The organism is Pseudoalteromonas sp. JC3 (genome assembly GCF_030291895.1).
GTDB lineage: Bacteria > Pseudomonadota > Gammaproteobacteria > Enterobacterales > Alteromonadaceae > Pseudoalteromonas.
Map to the genome: position 1 here is coordinate 615,978 of NZ_CP127856.1, position 18,846 is coordinate 634,823.

The 18,846-nt window shown below is 43.3% G+C and carries 17 protein-coding genes; 10 read left to right on the forward strand and 7 right to left on the reverse strand.

Annotated elements, in window-relative coordinates:
• Nucleotides 1–106: 106 nt before the first annotated feature.
• The 3 genes from QSH61_RS21410 (at nucleotide 107) to QSH61_RS21420 (ending at nucleotide 4,490) form a co-directional block, all read left to right on the forward strand.
• On the forward strand, nucleotides 107–643 hold the full coding sequence (locus QSH61_RS21410; protein WP_102058187.1) for a lipocalin family protein: 537 nt from the start codon (nucleotides 107–109) through the stop codon (nucleotides 641–643).
• Nucleotides 644–839: 196 nt separating this feature from the next.
• The gene (locus tag QSH61_RS21415) at nucleotides 840–2,768 is read left to right on the forward strand and encodes an alkaline phosphatase PhoX (RefSeq protein WP_206471871.1); all 1,929 of its coding nucleotides are present in this window, start codon (nucleotides 840–842) and stop codon (nucleotides 2,766–2,768) included.
• A gap of 66 nt (nucleotides 2,769–2,834) precedes the next feature.
• Complete coding sequence (locus QSH61_RS21420; RefSeq protein WP_010605599.1) at nucleotides 2,835–4,490, forward strand: Aq_1262 family (lipo)protein; 1,656 nt, start codon at nucleotides 2,835–2,837, stop codon at nucleotides 4,488–4,490.
• 485 nt (nucleotides 4,491–4,975) lie between these two features.
• Here the strand turns inward: QSH61_RS21420 and QSH61_RS21425 are convergent, their stop codons facing one another.
• From QSH61_RS21425 to QSH61_RS21435, 3 genes are read right to left on the reverse strand one after another with little or no spacing between them, the layout of a single operon-like run.
• Entirely contained in the window at nucleotides 4,976–5,308 is a 333-nt protein-coding gene (locus QSH61_RS21425; RefSeq protein ID WP_010605600.1) for a DUF3325 domain-containing protein, read from the reverse strand.
• The gene (locus QSH61_RS21430) at nucleotides 5,308–6,891 is read right to left on the reverse strand and encodes a PepSY-associated TM helix domain-containing protein (RefSeq protein ID WP_206471872.1); all 1,584 of its coding nucleotides are present in this window, start codon (nucleotides 6,889–6,891) and stop codon (nucleotides 5,308–5,310) included. The genes QSH61_RS21425 and QSH61_RS21430 overlap by 1 nt, the downstream gene beginning before the upstream one ends.
• Nucleotides 6,888–7,193 carry a hypothetical protein gene (locus tag QSH61_RS21435; RefSeq protein ID WP_010605602.1) on the reverse strand — a complete coding sequence of 102 codons (306 nt, stop codon included), beginning with the start codon at nucleotides 7,191–7,193 and terminating at the stop codon, nucleotides 6,888–6,890. Before QSH61_RS21435 ends, QSH61_RS21430 begins: the two co-directional genes overlap by 4 nt.
• A 201-nt stretch (nucleotides 7,194–7,394) precedes the next feature.
• Between QSH61_RS21435 and QSH61_RS21440 the strand changes: the two genes are divergently transcribed.
• Together QSH61_RS21440 and QSH61_RS21445 are read left to right on the forward strand one after the other, a co-directional pair.
• The gene (locus tag QSH61_RS21440; protein ID WP_206471873.1) at nucleotides 7,395–7,961 is read left to right on the forward strand and encodes a uracil-DNA glycosylase family protein; all 567 of its coding nucleotides are present in this window, start codon (nucleotides 7,395–7,397) and stop codon (nucleotides 7,959–7,961) included.
• A 199-nt stretch (nucleotides 7,962–8,160) separates the two neighbouring features.
• On the forward strand, nucleotides 8,161–8,517 hold the full coding sequence (locus tag QSH61_RS21445; RefSeq protein ID WP_010605604.1) for a hypothetical protein: 357 nt from the start codon (nucleotides 8,161–8,163) through the stop codon (nucleotides 8,515–8,517).
• Between the two features lie 51 nt (nucleotides 8,518–8,568).
• Here the strand turns inward: QSH61_RS21445 and QSH61_RS21450 are convergent, their stop codons facing one another.
• Nucleotides 8,569–9,414, reverse strand: coding sequence for an NmrA family NAD(P)-binding protein (locus tag QSH61_RS21450; protein WP_010605605.1), 846 nt, complete (start codon nucleotides 9,412–9,414; stop codon nucleotides 8,569–8,571).
• Nucleotides 9,415–9,517: 103 nt separating this feature from the next.
• Between QSH61_RS21450 and QSH61_RS21455 the strand changes: the two genes are divergently transcribed.
• Both QSH61_RS21455 and QSH61_RS21460 read left to right on the forward strand, forming a co-directional pair.
• Entirely contained in the window at nucleotides 9,518–10,414 is an 897-nt protein-coding gene (locus QSH61_RS21455) for a LysR family transcriptional regulator (protein WP_206471874.1), read from the forward strand.
• 371 nt (nucleotides 10,415–10,785) lie between these two features.
• A complete protein-coding gene (locus tag QSH61_RS21460) occupies nucleotides 10,786–11,169 on the forward strand; it encodes a DoxX family protein (protein ID WP_206471875.1) in 384 nt (127 codons plus the stop codon).
• Between the two features lie 298 nt (nucleotides 11,170–11,467).
• Here QSH61_RS21460 and QSH61_RS21465 read toward each other — a convergent pair whose 3' ends face one another.
• From QSH61_RS21465 to QSH61_RS21475, 3 genes are all read right to left on the reverse strand, one after another.
• Nucleotides 11,468–12,193 carry an ABC transporter permease gene (locus QSH61_RS21465; RefSeq protein ID WP_174169110.1) on the reverse strand — a complete coding sequence of 242 codons (726 nt, stop codon included), beginning with the start codon at nucleotides 12,191–12,193 and terminating at the stop codon, nucleotides 11,468–11,470.
• A gap of 2 nt (nucleotides 12,194–12,195) precedes the next feature.
• Entirely contained in the window at nucleotides 12,196–13,083 is an 888-nt protein-coding gene (locus tag QSH61_RS21470) for an ABC transporter ATP-binding protein (RefSeq protein WP_206473711.1), read from the reverse strand.
• A gap of 147 nt (nucleotides 13,084–13,230) precedes the next feature.
• Nucleotides 13,231–13,740, reverse strand: coding sequence for a DUF2141 domain-containing protein (locus QSH61_RS21475; RefSeq protein WP_010376030.1), 510 nt, complete (start codon nucleotides 13,738–13,740; stop codon nucleotides 13,231–13,233).
• A gap of 270 nt (nucleotides 13,741–14,010) precedes the next feature.
• Between QSH61_RS21475 and QSH61_RS24445 the strand changes: the two genes are divergently transcribed.
• From QSH61_RS24445 to QSH61_RS21490, 3 genes are all read left to right on the forward strand, one after another.
• Entirely contained in the window at nucleotides 14,011–14,298 is a 288-nt protein-coding gene (locus QSH61_RS24445; RefSeq protein WP_174169108.1) for a pirin-like C-terminal cupin domain-containing protein, read from the forward strand.
• Between the two features lie 9 nt (nucleotides 14,299–14,307).
• A complete protein-coding gene (locus tag QSH61_RS21485; protein ID WP_206473709.1) occupies nucleotides 14,308–15,291 on the forward strand; it encodes a glutathione S-transferase family protein in 984 nt (327 codons plus the stop codon).
• A gap of 154 nt (nucleotides 15,292–15,445) precedes the next feature.
• Nucleotides 15,446–18,844, forward strand: coding sequence for an ATP-binding protein (locus QSH61_RS21490; protein WP_206473707.1), 3,399 nt, complete (start codon nucleotides 15,446–15,448; stop codon nucleotides 18,842–18,844).
• Nucleotides 18,845–18,846: the final 2 nt, after the last annotated feature.

An 18,846-nucleotide genomic window follows, 5' to 3' on the forward strand; every position in this document is an offset into this window, starting at 1 on the left:
AGGGTTTGAATTAAATTTTGCTTTTACTAAATAAAAATCGAACCTATCGTTAATCTTAGTGCTTGGTTACTACGTATGACATCAAGATGGAATATGGAGAACTTATATGAAAGTACGACAGCTATTTTTCACAGCGATTTTAGTGCTTGCAGTTTCAGCATGCACAGGGCTGCCTGAGGGCATCAAACCAGTTAAAGACTTTAATGTTGAGCGCTATACAGGCACTTGGTATGAAATCGCGCGATTAGACCATTCATTTGAAAGAGGAATGCAGAACGTCACGGCAACTTATAGCCAAAATCCCGACGGTTCAATTAAAGTCGTAAATAAGGGATATGTAACAGAGGAAGGAGAGTGGAAAGAAGCGGTTGGCAAAGCTAAGTTTGTTGCAAATGATGAAATAGCGCATCTGAAAGTGTCATTTTTTGGTCCGTTTTATGGCAGTTATGTGGTATTCGAGTTAGATGAAGACTACCAGTATGCATTTGTTACCAGCTACAATCGTGATTACCTTTGGTTGCTTTCTAGAGCACCTAAAGTGTCGGATACTGTAATGAACAAGTTTAAAACCATGTCAGAACAATATGGTTTTAACACCAATGAACTTATCTATATGAGACACGAAACCGTTCGAAAAGAATAGTGTAAACCCCCTTTACACTAAAGTTCCTTTTATGGGTATTTTAACTTGCTAACAGAAGGGAGGCTGTATGTGAGTTGAGTATAAGTGTCTTATTCCTGTAGGAAATGGTTAATAAATCATTCAGTCAACTGTAACAGGAACACTTCACACTGTTGCACGCTTTACAAAAAATAATACTTAGGAACTGGAGTAACTCATGAAGCGTGTAGCATATTCTCTTATTGCAGCAGCAGTTGCAATGGCACTTACAGCCTGTGATGGTGACGATGGAGCACAAGGTCCTGCGGGTCCTCAAGGTGAGCAGGGCACTGCTGGCCAAGACGGTGCAAACGGCACTAATGGATCGAATGGTACTAATGGCTCAAACGGCACAAATGGACAAAATGGTACTGACGGACAGGATGGTCAAAATGGACAAGACGGCCAAAATGGTCGTGATGGTAGTTACAGCGTACCAGGCCTTGTTCGCATCGCAACCGTCCCTGCTGGTGCTGAAGTAACTGGCCTATTTCTTTCTGAAGGGGGTGACTTGTTCTTCAACGTTCAGCACCCAAATGACACCAACACAGCTACTGATAAGTTCAATAGCAAGCCATTCAATACAGGTACTGTCGGTGTACTAACCGGTGTGAACTTTAATAATCTACCTGCAAATATCCCAAGCGCGCCAGTTCCAGCTTCGACCATGGAACAACAAACCGTGATTTCTGCAATTGGTCAATATCAAATTCTAGGCCAAACAGGTGACACATTCGCAAACCTTGGCACTAAAGGGGTAGCGGGTGGTTTGGGTGTACATTACAGCATCTCAACTGGTGAAGAAATCATTAAAAATGATAACCCTGATTTCAATGGTTATATTCCAGTCGATGCAAACACAGGTTATCTATTCACAAACTGGGAAGCGTACCCAGGTGGTGTCAGTCGTTTGAAAATGAGTAAAGCGACAACGGGTAAATGGTCAATCGAAGAAGCCATGATGGTAGACTTCGACGGTGTTAAAGGCACTGCTGCTAACTGCTTTGGTTCAGTATCACCTTGGGGCACACCGCTGACTTCGGAAGAATGGATTGTCTGGTCTGAAGTTGATTCAACACAAGATCCACAGTGGAATAATCCTGCTGAAACAGGCAATGACACAATGGAAGCGTTAATGGCACCTGATTTCCCTAACCCTTATCGCTACGGTTACATTGCGGAAATCAAAAATCCTACAACCGAAACGCCTGATGTTGTAAAACACTTCACAATCGGTCGTTATGAGCATGAAAACTCAGTTGTAATGCCTGACCGTCGTACTGTTTATTCATCACAAGATGATACCGGTGGCGTACTATTTAAATTTGTTGCAGATCAACCAGAAGACTTAAGTGCAGGTACCCTATACGCAGCAAAGCTAACTCAAGATGCGGGCCTTACCGATCCGGCTGTAACTGGCTTTGACATTAGCTGGGTTGAGCTGGGTAGCGGCAGTAATGCACAGATTGAAACTTGGGTGGCTGAGTACGACGGCATCAATGAGACTGACTATGTTGAAGGTCAAACAAGCTATTTGTCTGTTGCTGATGTAAAAGCGTGGGCGGAAGGCGCTGCTACTTATCCAACAGTTGCAAACGGTGGCGGTAAAGTAACGGCAGGTAAAGCGATGGACAACCGCGCTATCTTCCTAGAGTCTCGTCAGGCTGCACGCCAAAAAGGCGCTACGGCTGAATGGCGTAAACTTGAAGGCTTAAGCATCAACCATAACCGCGTACTTGAGGCGGTAACTGGTCAAGATGTTGTTGCCGGTGAAGTGGTAGATAAAGCCTATATGTATATCGGTATCTCTGATATCGACAACACCATGATTGATGGCGAAGGTGACATGCAGCTTTCTGCGCGTGTTAAAGATTGTGGCGGTGTATACCGTGCTCATATCGATAACAACTATAACCTAACTCGCATTGAGCCGGTTGTCATGGGCGCAACTTACCGCTCGTCACTAACTGGCGCTGAGCGTTGTGACGTCAATCAGCTTTCGCAGCCTGATAACGTAATCGTTATGGAAGATGGTCGCATCATCATTGGTGAAGATGGCTTCCAAGAAAACAACACGCTTTGGCTTTATGACCCTAAAGCAAAATAATTAAGCAAGTAGCAGTGCACTGAATGGTGCGCTGCTTTTTTTTAGCAAAATTTTGGAGTCATAAAAATGAAATATGTTAGCCTAACTCTAGTGGCATTGACGAGCGTAGCCTTGTTTGGTTGTAATGATGAACAGACTCAAGGGCTAACCAATACCGCACTTATGTCGGCGCAAACTACAGCACCTTATAAACAGGGTGATGATATTCCTGCGGCCGCATTTATGCAGCACAATGAAGTCTATAACCCTGAATCAGTGATCCCACCTCAGTGTTACACCAAAACGGATGGCGTGAATAACCCTTGCTATGCCTGCCATCAATCATATGATGAAAAAAACCGACCAAACATGATGCGCGATGCCAATTTACAAGGCGCTTATGAGTTTTCCGATCTTGGGTTTAAAAACCATTGGAAAAACCTGTTTAAAGATCGCTCTGAGCTTATCAAGGATATATCAGATCAAGATATTACTAACTGGGTCAACCAAGATAATTACACCCCTTTTATCGAAAAACTAAAAAATAACCCTGACTGGAAAGGTGAGATCACTCCACTTAACAACTTGGCATATCCAGAAAAAGCGTTCGATGAGCTTGGTATAGCAAAGGACGGCAGTGGCTGGGTGGCATTCAATTATAAACCTTTTCCTAGTACTTTTTGGCCAACCAATGGCTCGACGGGGGATGTCATGATCCGCCTTGCTGACGCCTTCAGAGAAAAAGGCGAAACGTATAATCAGGACGTTTACCTTGCCAACTTAAGCCTAGTTGAAATGGCTGTAAAGGGACTTGACGAAATATCAACGCCAGTGATTTCTGAATCGCGAGTTGGCGTAGATTTAAATGGTGATGGCAAACTCACGAAGATCACTAGCATGCTGCGCAGTGAACGTTACCTTGGTGATGCCAATACTATCGAGCTTGCTCATCAGTTATACCCACAAGACACCGAGTTTTTACATACCGTTCGGTATATTGGGGTGGATGATAATGGCCAAGTATTTAATGCGCCAAGAATGAAAGAAGTGCGCTACATGAAGAAGCACAACTTTAAATCCAAGCAGTCACTCGGTGCTGCTTACTACAGAGAAGCGAAAGAAAAGTCATTCGAAAATTACCCACAAACGCTTTATTTGGGCGACCAAGGGATCAATAACAACTTTGGTTGGACGATTAACGGTTATATAGAGGATAAAAATGGCGCACTTCGTCCGCAACATGAGCAAGAGCTTGCATTTTGTAATGGCTGTCACAAAACCATTGGCTCAACCTATGACCAAACCTTCTCGTTTGCGCGTAAAGTTGAAGGCAAACTGGGTTGGGGTTATATCAATTTAAAAGAGATGCAAGACGTACCTAACAAAGGCGAAGAGCAGGGCGAATTCTTGACCTATATGATGCGTGTTGGCGGCGGTGATGAGTTTAGGCAAAACCAAGAGATGCTAATGCGTTGGTTTAACGAAGATGGCACGGTAAACAGCAAAAAAGTGCAGTCTGCGAAGAACCTTTATGAATTGATCACACCATCAAAACCACGTGCGCTGGCGCTGAATAAAGCCTACTTAACCATTGTCAAAGAGCAAAGCTACCTGTTCGGTCGTGACGCCACTATAGTAAAAGCGCGTAATGTGCTTGAACAAGTCGATGATTCTCAACAGCCTCTAGAGCCAGAGCACCGATATGTGTGGGATATGCAGCTGGATTGGAATAAAGCCGAGTAAATCGTGTTCAGGGTAGGGGCGCTTCCTACCCTGAGTTGATAAAGGCTCAAAGATAAAGGGACTGGCACTGATAAACTGCCATCATCCTAAGAGGTAGTTTCAAATTGAAATTGCACGCTAATCTTCTTATCACATAGACCTTGAAGGTAAGATAAAGCTTAAGCTCGGATCTGAGCAGAATTACTCTTCTCGTTTTCTGGATCAGAATTTAACTAACCAACAGATTTCCTTTGGCACTTAGATCAGAATTTTACTAAGTTAGTCCGAGAACAAGACTACCAGATCATATTTTTACCAACAGATTAAGCTAATTGAGCTCATGAGATCATGATTTTACTAACCTAACTTAGTTTGAGTTAGTAAATTTGCGGTGTATAGCGTCATTATTGCTGATATTTTATGCTAAATGATGTGGTTTCAAAGAGTTAACAAAGGAATGTTAGTAAAATTGTGATCTAAAAAAGGCGCCATTAGTGGCGCCTTAGTTAAAATATGATCCAATACAGCGTACTGAGCAGCATAGTGATAATGACTAGGTAAAATAGTGATCTGAAGTAACTAGGTTTGGTCGCAAAGATAGCGATAAGTAGTAATACTGCTAAGGTCATATAACCAATAAACTCTAAGCTACCGTAGGTCCCCTGAGTTTTAAGAGCAAGTGCTAAGCTGCCGCCGAGGCAGAGCCAGCCGGCAATGGTTAATTGACTTGTTACGTTACCTTTTGGACGTGTACCAAATACTTCTTTATAGTGATTGGGCTTTGCTACTGCAAAACCCATAAATGCTAGCAGGCATAGTAAAAACGTTAGCCATTCCATTAGGCATTTACCTCGCGTTTTGCTTGGCGACGCGGTGTCGCTGGTGCTGCTTTGGTACTGCTGAGCTTTTTGGCTTGAACCAAGAAACCGAATGCGATACCAAGAGCCATCACATCAAAACCAAATAATACCCACTGACCATTAATGAAATAGCTCACGAGGCTGCCATCAGTCGTTAGCATGTTTACGACAGGCAGTAAGCCCCATATGATTGCATTTACTTTCGCAGATAGCATCCACGCGAGCCTATCCGACTTAAATAGAGCGGCCAGAGTGAATATTCCCCACGTAACAAAGAACGCCAGAACTTCTTTGTCTGCACGTCCAGTTAATTCTATTGGAAGCAAACGGTTTGCATAAAAGAACATCGCTGTTGCGACTGGCAGCCCCATGATGGTGCCTAAATTGAGCGACTCCACAAGCCTAAGGCCTACACCCGGCTTGTCATCACCCTTGAGCTTTTGGCGTAGTCTTTTTGCCCACATAACAGCACCCGTTGCAATCATGGCACAACCTGCTAATCCGGCAACAAAGTATAGCCAACGTAACAGTGGCTCCGCTAAACGCCCGGTGTGCAGTGCTATCATTCCGCCATAGAGATTTTCAGCGCCAGACAGCGTCACATTGTGTGTTTTTAACAACTCACCAGATGCTGCGCTATACATCCAACTGGGCGGATCATCCTGCACTGCGCGTTGAGCATTGGCATAAAGCTTAATCGTTGCACTTGCATCCCCTGGCGATGAGATCACAATGCGGCGAAGCGGTGCGTCACCAGAGTTAGTAAAATAATGATCTAACGCTGTATTTAATGCAAGCCCCTTCAGTGGTTGTCCCGCCTCTTGGGTAGGGGCCAGAAATGGATAGCGTTCGGCTCTAAGCGTTTTTGTATCTTCAAAGCGCTGTTCGGCGGGCTGTGGCAGTAACATAAAAATGAGCGTCACTAGGCCGGTGTAAGTGATCATAATATGAAACGGTAATGCTACCACGGAAGAAACATTATGAGCGTCAAGCCAACTTCTTAGTCCTTTCCCATTTCTAAATTGGAATAGGTCTTTGAAAATGCGTTTATGGATCACCACGCCAGAAATAAGCGCAATCAACATAAACAGAGTTGCAAAACAGACTATCCAACGCGCGGTGATCGCGTTCATGTAATGCAAGTCAAAATGCAGACGGTAAAAAAAGTTACCGCCTCTAGTCTCCCTAAACTCAGGAAGTGCCTCCAGCGTTACTGGGTCAAGATACTCAGAGTGACGTTTTCCGCGCCTTTCTCCTTCGGCTGGCTTTTCGGAGTACATTAATAGCAGGCTTGGGCGACGCTCCGTCGGCATTTCAATACGCCAAGACTCGGCGTTTGGCGCTATATCTTGAAATCGTTCGATACTCTTTTTGACCGTTTCATTTTGTTGGGCACTATCATAATGAGGTAGATGGTGCGTTGCAGGTTGCGCCCACAGACTGATCTCATGTCTGAAAAAACTCGCAGTACCAGCAAAAAAGATTAAAAACAGCAACCAACAAACGAGTAAACCAACCCAAGTGTGTAGCCAAGTCATACTGCGGAAAAATGACTCTCTCACAGGGAGCCTCCAAAATGCGTCAAAGTACCGTAAAGAATACAAAGTAGTCCGATCATGCCAAGAAATACCTTTTTAAAAGAGCGGCATCCAAACACCCAAATAAAGACAATGGCGTAAAAGACGATGCCAGTTGTTAATGCATATAACAGCGCATCTAGGCGCGGAGTAGGTAAAGTTAAAGCCAATAAAGATGAGGCTAAAACAGTCACGTAATAGCCGCCGAAAATAGCGATGAAAAAGCGTGCAAGCACTTCAGCTCTGTACAAAATAGCCTTATTATTTGTGTTATCCCGACTAGGCATAGCACCCCTTTAAAAGACAGCAAACGTAATAGAATATTATCCAATAATTTGCATCTAAATGATAGTGATTCGCACTTGTTTTAAGTTGAGTGGAGTCGTTTTAACGACTAAGCACTTTAAGTTTTGTTGGTTAAATGGGGTTTTGAATATGGCTATGCCATAATGACCCTTGGTGTCATTGGGTAAAATGAGTAAGGAAAGATGGATATTTTTGAACGTGTTAGGCAGTGCAAGCTTTGTGATAGAGCGCTTCCCATGGGCGCAAAACCTATCATCCAAGGCAGTTATAAGGCCAAAGTCTTAATTATAGGCCAAGCGCCGGGGTTAAAAGCACATCAAACCTGCCAGCCGTTTAATGACCCAAGTGGAGATAGATTGCGAGACTGGCTGGGTGTAAGTCGAATACAGTTTTATAACCCTGAACTCTTTGCCATTATGCCAATGGCATTTTGTTACCCTGGTAAAGGGAAATCTGGAGATTTACCACCACCTAAAATCTGCGCGCCAACGTGGCATTCTCAGGTGCTAGCTACACTCAGCCATGTATCGTTGACACTACTTATTGGGCAATATGCGCAAAAATGCTACTTAACGCAATATTCATCAGTAACTGAGATGGTAAAAAATGCTGACTTTTCCAGTCAAAGTCATTTGCCATTACCTCATCCCAGCCCTCGTAATCAGATCTGGTTAAAAAAGCACGACTGGTTTGAAAAAGACAGTGTACCGCAGTTAAAGACAAGAGTTTCAGCTGCGCTATCATCTTGATAATGCGTTAATTAAATTTTCACTTAATGCTTTAGGATTAGGTTTAAAATCAAAGGCAATCTGATAGGTTTAAAACTAAGGAATAAAGGTCATATCAGCTAATATTTATCACCATTTAGTTGCGTAATTACGAGTATTACCTCATACTCCAGTCTGTTTACATAACAAACACTTTTTAACATTTTCAAAGGACTTGATAATGATATACAAAACTACCGGTTGGGCTGCTGTACTCCTTTCTCTCGTCGCATTTTATCCAAGTATGCAACCTGGTGCGTTTTCCGTTATAGGCTTCTACTTATGCCTGTTCTCCCTCATTATCGCAGCATTTGCGAGCCATATGGATAAACCGATTTATTTTCGCAGCGTGATCACACTGTCTCTTGTTAATATCTTATTAGTGAATGATGGTACTCGTGCAAGCCTTTGGTTTGGCCAAAGCGACTGGGTTTATATCGGCTCTATGTACGGTATCTTTTTAGTCGTGGTGAGCATTTGTGGCTTTTTAGTGAGTCGAGACTTATTGATATCAACCTTAGAAGGTAAGGTTGAGTAAAAAATAAGTGCACAAGCAAAGCCCGTGCACAAGATCAGCGGTAAAATATGCTTAATTTTTTGCGAGCGACTGGGCCACCGTTGTGGTCGGGCGACCAATCAACTGGCTGAGCGCATTACTCTGGGTTGCCAAATATCCTTGTTGCGCTTGTGCCTCAGCGTCAACCAATAACGCAGCAAACGCCGCTGGCACGCCGAGAGCAACCAAGTGGGCCAAATATTCTTCGTCAGATACAAACTTTGCTTTTACTTCAACTTGAGTATGCTTTGACACCGCTTGTGCCAAACCTGCAATTGTAAATGCGTTATCGCCAGCCAGCTCATAGACTGAATTATCATGGCCAGCGCTACTTAATATGGTGGCAGCAGCCAATGCGTAGTCTGCACGAGCAGCACTGTTGATCTGAGCTTGCGGCGCGATTGAGGTAATCGCATGATTTGCTGTAAATACAGGTACTAAATCAGTGTAGTTCTCGTTATACCATCCATTTCTCAGCATGCTATAAGCCACGCCGCTTGCTCTCAAATACGCCTCTGTTTCTTTGTGCTCTTTAGCCAGCTCTAGTGGTGAATTGTCCACATTCAAAATGCTGGTATAGGCAATTAAGCGCACTTGGTTTTTCACTGCGGCGTCAATAACTGCTTTGTGTTGAGCTGTTCGGCTTCCGATCTGATTGCCTGAGATCAGTAGCAGTTTTTCAACACCTGTAAGTGCTGCGTCAAGTGTGTACGGTTTGTCGTAATCAGCTTGCCTTACGGTGACCCCTAAATTGGTGAGTGCCTTTCCTTTATCGAGATCTCTAACTAGAGCCACGATGTGCTTAGCTGGTATCTTTTGTGCCAAAAACTCGATAACTAATTGACCTAATTTGCCTGTTGCGCCTGTGATTGCGATCATGATGTATACCTCTTTTGAAAATGAGAATGTATTGGATGTGGCTATTATGCGTGGTAATTTTTGTTATCATAAGTGGGTTAATTCGATATGGTGAGTTCTGAAATTGAGTACAATAGACTTAAATGCATTAAAACTATTAGCAATATTTGCAACGGTTGTGGATGCGGGAAGCTTTGCTCAAGCTGCGCGAAAGCTCGCGACTAGCCGTTCTAGAGTGAGTGAACAAGTGTCCCAGTTAGAGACCATGCTGGGTGTTCGACTACTGCAGCGTAGCACGAGGCAACTCACGCTAACGCGAGAGGGGCGTGACATTTTGGCTCAAGCGCATTCATTGCACGCTATTTTGGATGATGTTGAGGTATTGCTCGATAACAAAGAGCCTCATGGTATGGTCTCAATAACCATGACACACGACATCGCACATAAGTTTCTGTTACCAAAACTTTCTGAGCTCACGGCGCGATATCCGAAGATCCAATTAAATATCATCGTTGATGATGACAAGCGCGATATTATTAACGACCAAATAGATCTCGCCATCAGGGTTGGCTTTCCTAAAGACAGCGCACTGATTGCAAGGCAATTACATCAAGAATGTTTTAAGCTCTATGCAAGTCCTAAACTGATAGCATTGCATGGGTTACCAAGCAAAGACACACAGCTAAACCAGCTACCTTGGTTACTGTTAGAGCAGGCTAAATCAACGGGGATGACGCAGTTTTATCGCAGTGGTGAAGCCGTAAACTTTACACCAACTCAAGTGCATTGGTGCAATTCCCCTATGCTGTTACAACAAATGACAGTATCAGGGTTAGGAGTTGCGCAGTTATTGCCTTCTACTGTGAAGCAAGAAGTTGAACGCGGGGAGTTACAAATGATCTGTCCAGAGCTAAGTAGCGAGCAACTGGTGTTTTCTCTCGTTTATCCATCACGTAAACAAATTCCGCCTAGAACACGGGCGGTGATTGACTACCTATTGGAAGCGAATCTGTTTGGATAGCTTTAATTCTTTTCAATAGAATGATGTATGATATTTTTACTAATTTAATTGTTTTAAAGCGAACATATACTTTCTTCCAACGGCTCATCACCGAGAGCCAATCCAATACCATCTATATTTATCGAGGAAAGTATCATGAACCTAATTAACCTGAGCTTCGGATAATTTATGCCTTTCTAGCAGCCAGTTTTTGTCCTAACTGTGTTGAATTCACTTCCAATAGCCAGCTATTGGTGCGTAAATTCGCCTAGTTATCCCCAAAACTCTCTGGCTAGATAAGGAAATAATTTAATTTGAGTTTAAAAATAGCCAGTTAGAACATCCCTTATCCAAACCTCAGGCTAATTAACATCATTAAACCGAACAGTACAATGGCATCAGTATTATCTTTATTTGGCCGAGTAGGGCTATCAGCCATTTTTATACTGGCTGCGATTAATAAAATCCAATACTTCGAAGGTAATGCTGCATACATGGCTTCAAGTGGATTACCAAGCGAGCTGCTGCCATTGGTTATAGCCTTTGAATTGATAGGAGGGCTTTTCATTCTTGCGGGGGCATATACTCAACTGACAGCGATTGCATTTGCAGGGTTTAGTATTGTCAGTGCGTTGCTGTTTCACTTTGATCTGGCCGACCAAATGCAGTTCTTAATGTTTTTTAAAAATATTGCAATGGCTGGTGGCTTTCTCGCACTCGCCGCGTCAGGTGCTGGTAAATTCAGCATTGATAGTAAGCTAGTAGAGAGTAAGTAACCTGAGCTGCGGATAATTAATGCCTTTCTAGCAGCCAGTTTTAGCGCTAACTGCGTTGAATTCACTTCCAATAGCCAGCTATTGGTGCGTAAATTCGCCTTGCCTACAGGATGTAGGTACCTTAGCGAGAGCAGGACGCGGAAGCGGTGTTTTCCCTAAAACTCTCTGGCTAGACAAGGAAAAAACTAAGTTGTGCTTTAGCAACAATGAGTTGGAACATTCCTTATCCAAACCTCAGGTTAAGTAATTACGAAATAAAAGCGCACAAGGTTGGGACCGTGCGCTTTTAGTTGTCCTGTTAAGCCTGCTTAAATTTAATTTGCGCGACAAAGAATAATGCAAGCGTTTGTGTAATTAGGACGGCCACATGGAGATAAACTGGAAAACCCAAGGTGGCATCAATGGTCGAAAGCGCCAATTGGGAAATATGGAAAGTTGGCAACAGCCAAGCAAACCATTGCATCGCTTCAGGGAATAACATGATAGGCAGCCACAGGCCAGAAAGCAACGAGAGTGGTAGGTAAATTAAGTTAACCACCGCAGGTGCCGCTTTTGCTGACACTGACAGCCCAACTAACAGCCCTAACATACACAAAGGCAAGGTGCCGAGCAGGGCAATGGCAATCACGAGTAACCATTGAGCTAAACTTAAGGACACGCCGGAAAATAATGCCAGCAAGCTCATTAGGCAGGCTACGAGCAATGAAAAAGCCGTCGCACTCACACATTTTGCGAGCAGATACTGATAGGGAGAAACGGGAGAGAGCTGCTTGAGTATCAGCCAACCATTTTGCTTTTCAAGGGCGACGTTAACGCCAAAGGAAAATAGCGCAGGTCCTATCATGCCAAATATCAGATAATTGATATACATATAGTTATGGGAGTCATGATGACTGAACACCACGCCGAAGAAAAGATAAAACAAGCAAGGAAATAGTGTGGCTGGGATCACAAAACCCTTACTTCTAAATGTGCTCAAAAGTTCAGTTTTGCTTTCAAGTATAAAGGATGCTGTGTTTATCATGGTTAAGCGCTCCTAGCATTCATTAGGGATAAATAAGCTTCTTCGAGGCTCATTGGGGCTACATACAAATTGCGGATAGAAAATTTTTCTAATACCTGCTGCACAATATGGTTTGGCTCATCCGTCAATATAGTGAACTGATCGCCTTTAACATGCAGATCTATCATAGGAAATGCGTTAACCAGTGCAGCAGCAGGCAGGTCGCTGGTGAACTTGATTTGTGAGCGACGATAGGTGTTGGCAAGCTCAGGTATGTCGTTAAGCTTGGTACATTTTCCTTCTTTTAACACTAATAATTCATCCGCTAATGCTTCTGCCTCGTGAAGATAGTGTGTGGTAAGAAGTACCGTTTTATTTTGCTGTTTTAATGTGCGTATGGCCTGCCACAGTTGCTGCCTCGACTCTACATCCATACCAACACTAGGTTCATCCAAAAAAACAATGTCGGGATTGCCTGCTAGTGCAATTGCCATAAACAGTCGTTGCTTTTGACCTCCAGATAACGTGTCGAAAGTTTGTTCTAAAAATGGTGCTAATTGGCAGAGTGAAATTAATCGCTCCAATGGAATTGGGGTTTGATGGTAACTTGCAAATAACGCCAGAAACTCCCTCACCTTGGTTTGCAGAGGTAGCCCGCCTAACTGCATCATGGCACCCACGCGCTGGCGACAAAAATCAGACTCAGGCTGATGGCCAAAAACTGAAACTCGTCCTGATGTGGGTCTTAGTCTGCCAAGCATTATATTGATCAGGGTGGTTTTTCCTGCGCCATTTGGACCAAGAATGGAATAAACCTTACCCTGTTCAAGCGTAAGGTTTAGGTCTGATAATATTGGCTTAGTATTGTTGTATGCAAAACTGATATTTGATAACTCAATGGCGTTGCGCATCGTCTTCGCTCCTACTGAACTGTACGATTTGCAGTATGCGCTGCTATAAGATGAAGCGTGAGTGAGGGTTGTCAGAAAATAAAATGACAAATGTCAGAACTTAAAAGGTAACTCACAGGCATTGCAGCACCTGTGAGTATTCAAGTATTACAGCCCCGTCATTTTTGATAAATGCGTAGAGAGGGCAAGTTGGATCTTAGTGTCAGGGGCCTTTACAGTAAACAAAGCCTCTTCAAAATCGCCTTTTGAAAAGCTATCGTGAATGTTATTCGACAGTGCATAAGGCTCACTTGGCATGCCGGTAAATGGGAAGATCATCCGATCCATGCCGCCATCACCATCTTCGTCATGGATCACGTGGATCGCATACTGGCCTGCAGGCACGCCTTCAAAAGTGACCGTCGTGGTAGGAGTTTGTGGTGTGACAATCAGCTTGCGAAAAAAGTGAGCGTCTGGATCATTCACATTTTTATCGCTGTGGTAGTCAGCGCTATTGTCAAATAACAGTACTAGCATTTGACCATCGGTATTGGTCACATCAGTGATCTCAACCGTAAGATTCGTTGGGGGACCTGCAACCGTATTTACGCTTACCGGACTTGTTGAACTACACGCCGCAAGTAGTGCCAGCGCAAACAATAAACTTAGGGACCTCATCCTTTGCTCCTATTAAGGGTTAAATTGTAGCTCCACAAGCTTGTCAGATAATTGTGTAAATACTGTTAAAAATTGTTAGGTGAGAGCAATGTTAAAGACTGTTCTGACCAGTGTGACTACGCGTTGTAATAGATTGGAACAATCATTCGACGCAATAGAACGAAATAGCCAAATTTGACTAATTTTATTCTCGCGCAGGTTTGGTAGGCTAACTATTAAATAATTGCGCTGAACTGATTATTCCAAGTTCAGGTTAACCCGAGAGCTATTATGAACATTATCCGAACGAACAAAGCACAGGCAACACAAGATGGTGCTGGCGTAAATATTAACCGCATCGCTGGATTTGAAAACTATGGGGAGCAAACGTTGCTTGAGCTTGACCCAAGTCAAAACCTCGCTCTCCTCGCGACGGATGATGTTGGCTTTTTGATCCTTGCAGGGCAGCCGATTAATGAAAAAATAGCGCATATGGGACCATTTGTGATGAATACCCAAGAGGAGCTTCATCAAGCGGTAAAAGATTATCAACAAGGACGCTTCGGCGATATTGTATAGGGGGTTTACATGGGATTATTAATTGACGGTCAGTGGCACGATAAGTGGTATGACACAAAAAGTAGCCAAGGCAAGTTTGAGCGTGAGTCTGCAAAACTAAGAAATTGGGTAACAGAAGATGGCAGTGCGGGGCCAACGGGTAAAGCGGGTTTTAAAGCCGAATCCGGACGCTACCATTTGTATGTTTCCCTTGCGTGTCCTTGGGCTCATAGAACGCTTATTTTCAGACAGCTTAAACAATTAGAGGCGCATATTGATGTATCGATTGTAGACCCTGATATGTTAGATCAAGGTTGGTGTTTTACCAGTCAGCGTCCAGAAGTCGGTGATAGCCTGTATCAGCTCAGTTTTATGCATCAGCTGTATACGAAAAACGACCCAAATTATTCGGGTCGAGTCACGGTGCCAGTCCTTTGGGATAAACAAACGGAGCAAATCGTGAGCAACGAATCGAGTGAAATCATTCGTATGTTTAATTGTGCCTTTAACCAGATAACGGGAAACGACACCGATTATTACCCAGAGGCGCTACAACATGAAATCGATGAAATAAACGACTTTGTTTATCACAACATCAACAATGGCGTATATAAGGCCGGATTTGCGACAACCCAAGATGCTTATCACAGTGCGGTAAGCGCGTTATTTAACGCGCTAGATAAGCTCGAAGCAAGACTCGCTGCGCAACGTTATCTTGTGAAAGGACAATTAACAGAAGCCGACTGGAGACTATTTACGACTCTCATCCGTTTCGACAGCGTGTACCATGGTCACTTCAAGTGCAACATTAAGCAAATCGAAGATTACCCCAATATTTCTGCGTATGTGCGTGACTTATATCAACATCAAGGTATTGCAGATACGGTTGATTTTTACCACATTAAAAGGCACTACTACTTTAGCCATACGATGATCAATCCAACCCAAGTGGTACCAGAAGGGCCAAGCATTGATTATCACCGTTTTCATAACCGTAAAGGCATCACGTTGTAAATAACCTCCGTGTGCAGGGTAAGTAATCTTTGTCTTTGTTTCTATTTGGACTAGATTTAATAATGCGTTTGCTTATAGCTGCTCCTTGTGCTTAAGTGCAAACGCATTTTAGGTCTTTATGCCTAACAGTCAGGCCACTGTCCAAGGAGAAAATGTGTCTTCTTCCAATATTGCTAAGGGCGCTATTGTACTGCTGCTCGCCGTGATGGTGAGTGCCATCTTATATTTTGAAAATAGTATCCATCGCGACCTTAACGAAAGCTTTTATCAGCGCTTAGAGCAGGTACATTCGGCGCAAAACAATATTTACTTGGGAGAGATCGACGATAACCGCCGGTTTCTTTATTTTCTGCTAGACACCCCGCCAATTCAGGGTATTGCAAGAGCGGAAAAAAACGATGGTATCGACCCTCAAGAAAACACGCCGCTTGATGTTTGGCGGGCACGACTAAGTACGATTTTTAGGTCAATGTTATATTCGTATGATGGCCTTAACCAAATCCGCCTACTTGACGCCCATTCTGGGATGGAAATGGTTAGGGTTGAGCGACAGCTAGGGCAGGTAATTGCTGTATCCGATAGCAAACTACAAGATAAGAGCGAAAGTGATTACTTTATCCAAGCACTGCAACTGCCAGAACGCACTATCTATTCCACAACAATCAACTTAAATCGCGAGCACGGACAAGTCGTCACGCCTTTTCAACCAACCAAACGTTTTACTTTACCGACTTACGATATAGATAACGACTTATTTGGTATATTGGTAATTAATACCAATGCTGAAAAGATGATAGATAGAATTGTCTCTCAAGCGCCAAGTATGCAAAAAGTGATGCTCTTAGGTGCAGATGACTCGTTTATTTATCATCCTGAATTTTCGCTACGATATAGCAAAGATATAAACCCCGAAATCAACTTTCAAACATTATATCGCGTGACGCCATGGTCCAATAAAATCCAACTGGTGGAAGAAAAATCAACGGGAGAGCAGTTTCTTGCGCTCATTAGCAAGGTTGAAGGGGCTAACTTTAACAACTTAGAAGTTAAGCTCGTTAATCTTATCCCTTTTGCTGTTTATCAGCAAAGCCTCAATGAAAAACGATTAACCACCTATGTTTTACTCGCTATTGCCTGCGGTGTATTCGCTCTAGTCTTTTTTGCATTTTGGCAATATACGAGCAGTTTACGTGCGCTCGATTCAACGCGAGCAGAGTTTAAGGCGATTTTAGATGGTGCATCAGATGGTGTGCTTGGCTTTGATAGCAACTTAAAGCTCACCAGCTTTAACGAGTCAGCACAGCGCTTCTTTAAGCAGCTGAATGACAGTCGTTTAGGTAACAACCCACAGTTTTTGCCAGAGGCTGTGCATCAGTTTTTATTTCACTATGCCAATATGGTTTTACAGGGCGAAGTGGTGGAGTCTAAGTCATTACAACTAGACTTGAACGCCCATGAAAACATCTGGCTTTCGCTTAGCTTGTCTCCAATCTACGCAGGAAATGGACGCATTCAGGGGGTTGCACTATTTGTTGAAGACATCACTGTGAAAAAAGAAGCGGAAGCACAGTTAGTTGGTGCAAATGAACGACTAGAGCAAGAGGTGAAGGAGCGTACCAAAGAGCTGGTGGACGCTCGGGATAAAGCAGCGAAAGCGTCAGAAGTGAAAAGTGCATTTATTTCCACTATCAGCCATGAAATGAGGACGCCTCTCAATGGGATTTTAGGATCACTAAACTTGGTGAGAAAAGAGCCCGTTACTAAGCACCAACATAAGTACCTAGAAATGATGGAAACAAGCTCGACTACGCTTTTGTCGTTAATTAATGATGTACTGGATTTGTCGAAGATTGAAGCGGGTAAGCTGGATATCGATAATGAACCATTCAACCCGCTCTCTGTCATTGAACATGTCGCGCTGTCTATGTCGGCGAAAGCCAAAGAACAGGGGATCACTTATATTTTGGACCAAACTGGTTTAGCGCATATTGAACTGTGCGGGGATGCGGCGCGCGTTAAACAAATAATTTATAACCTCCTTAGTAACGCAATTAAATTTACTAAAAAAGGTCATGTGAAATTGACCGTTATCACCGAACAGTTAGACGACACGGTATGGCTTAAAGTCATAGTTGAAGACACTGGGGTTGGAATTGAAAAAGCTAATCAAAACAAGCTATTTCAATCGTTTAGTCAAGAATCAGCTAATACCTCGAACGAGTTTGGTGGAACAGGCCTTGGACTCTCTATTTGTAAGCAGTTAGTTGAAAAAATGCTCGGTCATATTCATTTTGAGAGTGAAAAGTTTAAAGGCAGCAAGTTTTGGTTTGAATTACCGTTTTCTAGTGCGCAAACTAAGCCCATCAACGTGCCTGAAGTATTGGCCGGAAAAACAGCCTCTGTGCTCAGTAAAACCAAATTGGAGTCATACTCTATCGCTAAGCTTATCGCTAAATGCGGTGGCGAGTACGTTGATAGAGAGACACAGAGTGATATATGCATCATTACCAATGAGCAAGATTATATGCAAATGAAATCAGCTCAAAATCACTTTGAAAAACTTATTTTAGTGGGGGATGAGCTTCAGAATATTAACGATGCTGATAACATAGTGCATATCTCTTCACCGCTTCGGGTTGGAGAATTTGTCGCGCTATTTGACTTAAATAAAGCAATTCGATTACAGCCTAGCTTGAAGAAGTCAGGTGAGACAGTCGCGTTAAGTGGTAACTTGGTCGCGGGCTGTCACTTCTTGGTGGTAGACGATAATCAAATCAACCGGATTGTGGCAAAAGGTATTTTGGAAGGACAAGGTGCTAAGGTGAGTTTTGCCGTTGATGGTCAAGATGCTGTGAATAAACTACTGTTATTTGAGCATCAAGAGGTTGATTTTGATGCAATCTTTATGGACTGTAATATGCCAGGAATGGATGGTTATCAGGCCACAAGAGCGATCCGTCAAGGTCAAGGTGGTGATAAGTATAAAGATGCGATCATTATTGCGATGACTGCCAGCGCCCTTGCGGGTGAAAAAGAGCGTTGTCTCAATGCAGGAATGAATGAGTTTGTGACTAAACCTGTGGTCGTCGAACAGTTATTTGACGTGCTAGATGCGCTAGGTGTGCATGCTAAGGATGATGACTCTGTGCTTATTCACCCGTTTGAAAGCGTGGCAGAAGAGCAAACGGGCATGCCGATAAACGAAGCTGACGTGCTCGAGCGCCTCTCTGGAGATGAAGAATTACTTAAAAAGGTGTACACCTTATTCTTGAACGACTCTGAAAATCAAATGCAACAGCTTAGATTGAGTATCAAAAATAGTAATTGCGACGCTTCGGCAAGGTACAGCCATGCACTTAAAGGTCAAGCTGGTGATTTAGCTGCGGAAACACTCTTTGATCTGCTCGATAAAATAGAGACTTATGCGCGTGAGCACCAAGCAGGGCAGTGTAAATCACACTTGGAACAGGCGCAAAGTGAATACGATAAAGTCGTCGTATTTGCGAAAAAGCGCGTGAGTGAGTTAGAGTTCGCAGATATCAACAATGGCTAGAG

Bases quoted from the DNA above. Each gene is read 5' to 3' on its own strand.
- QSH61_RS21445 (WP_010605604.1), top strand. From the start codon at position 8,161: ATGATATACAAAACTACCGGTTGGGCTGCTGTACTCCTTTCTCTCGTC.
- QSH61_RS21470 (WP_206473711.1), bottom strand. From the start codon at position 13,083: ATGCGCAACGCCATTGAGTTATCAAATATCAGTTTTGCATACAACAAT.
- QSH61_RS21440 (WP_206471873.1), top strand. From the start codon at position 7,395: ATGGATATTTTTGAACGTGTTAGGCAGTGCAAGCTTTGTGATAGAGCG.
- QSH61_RS21425 (WP_010605600.1), bottom strand. From the start codon at position 5,308: ATGGAATGGCTAACGTTTTTACTATGCCTGCTAGCATTTATGGGTTTT.
- QSH61_RS21475 (WP_010376030.1), bottom strand. From the start codon at position 13,740: ATGAGGTCCCTAAGTTTATTGTTTGCGCTGGCACTACTTGCGGCGTGT.
- QSH61_RS21410 (WP_102058187.1), top strand. From the start codon at position 107: ATGAAAGTACGACAGCTATTTTTCACAGCGATTTTAGTGCTTGCAGTT.
- QSH61_RS21460 (WP_206471875.1), top strand. From the start codon at position 10,786: ATGGCATCAGTATTATCTTTATTTGGCCGAGTAGGGCTATCAGCCATT.
- QSH61_RS21465 (WP_174169110.1), bottom strand. From the start codon at position 12,193: ATGATAAACACAGCATCCTTTATACTTGAAAGCAAAACTGAACTTTTG.
- QSH61_RS21415 (WP_206471871.1), top strand. From the start codon at position 840: ATGAAGCGTGTAGCATATTCTCTTATTGCAGCAGCAGTTGCAATGGCA.
- QSH61_RS21420 (WP_010605599.1), top strand. From the start codon at position 2,835: ATGAAATATGTTAGCCTAACTCTAGTGGCATTGACGAGCGTAGCCTTG.
- QSH61_RS21435 (WP_010605602.1), bottom strand. From the start codon at position 7,193: ATGCCTAGTCGGGATAACACAAATAATAAGGCTATTTTGTACAGAGCT.
- QSH61_RS21485 (WP_206473709.1), top strand. From the start codon at position 14,308: ATGGGATTATTAATTGACGGTCAGTGGCACGATAAGTGGTATGACACA.
- QSH61_RS24445 (WP_174169108.1), top strand. From the start codon at position 14,011: ATGAACATTATCCGAACGAACAAAGCACAGGCAACACAAGATGGTGCT.
- QSH61_RS21450 (WP_010605605.1), bottom strand. From the start codon at position 9,414: ATGATCGCAATCACAGGCGCAACAGGCAAATTAGGTCAATTAGTTATC.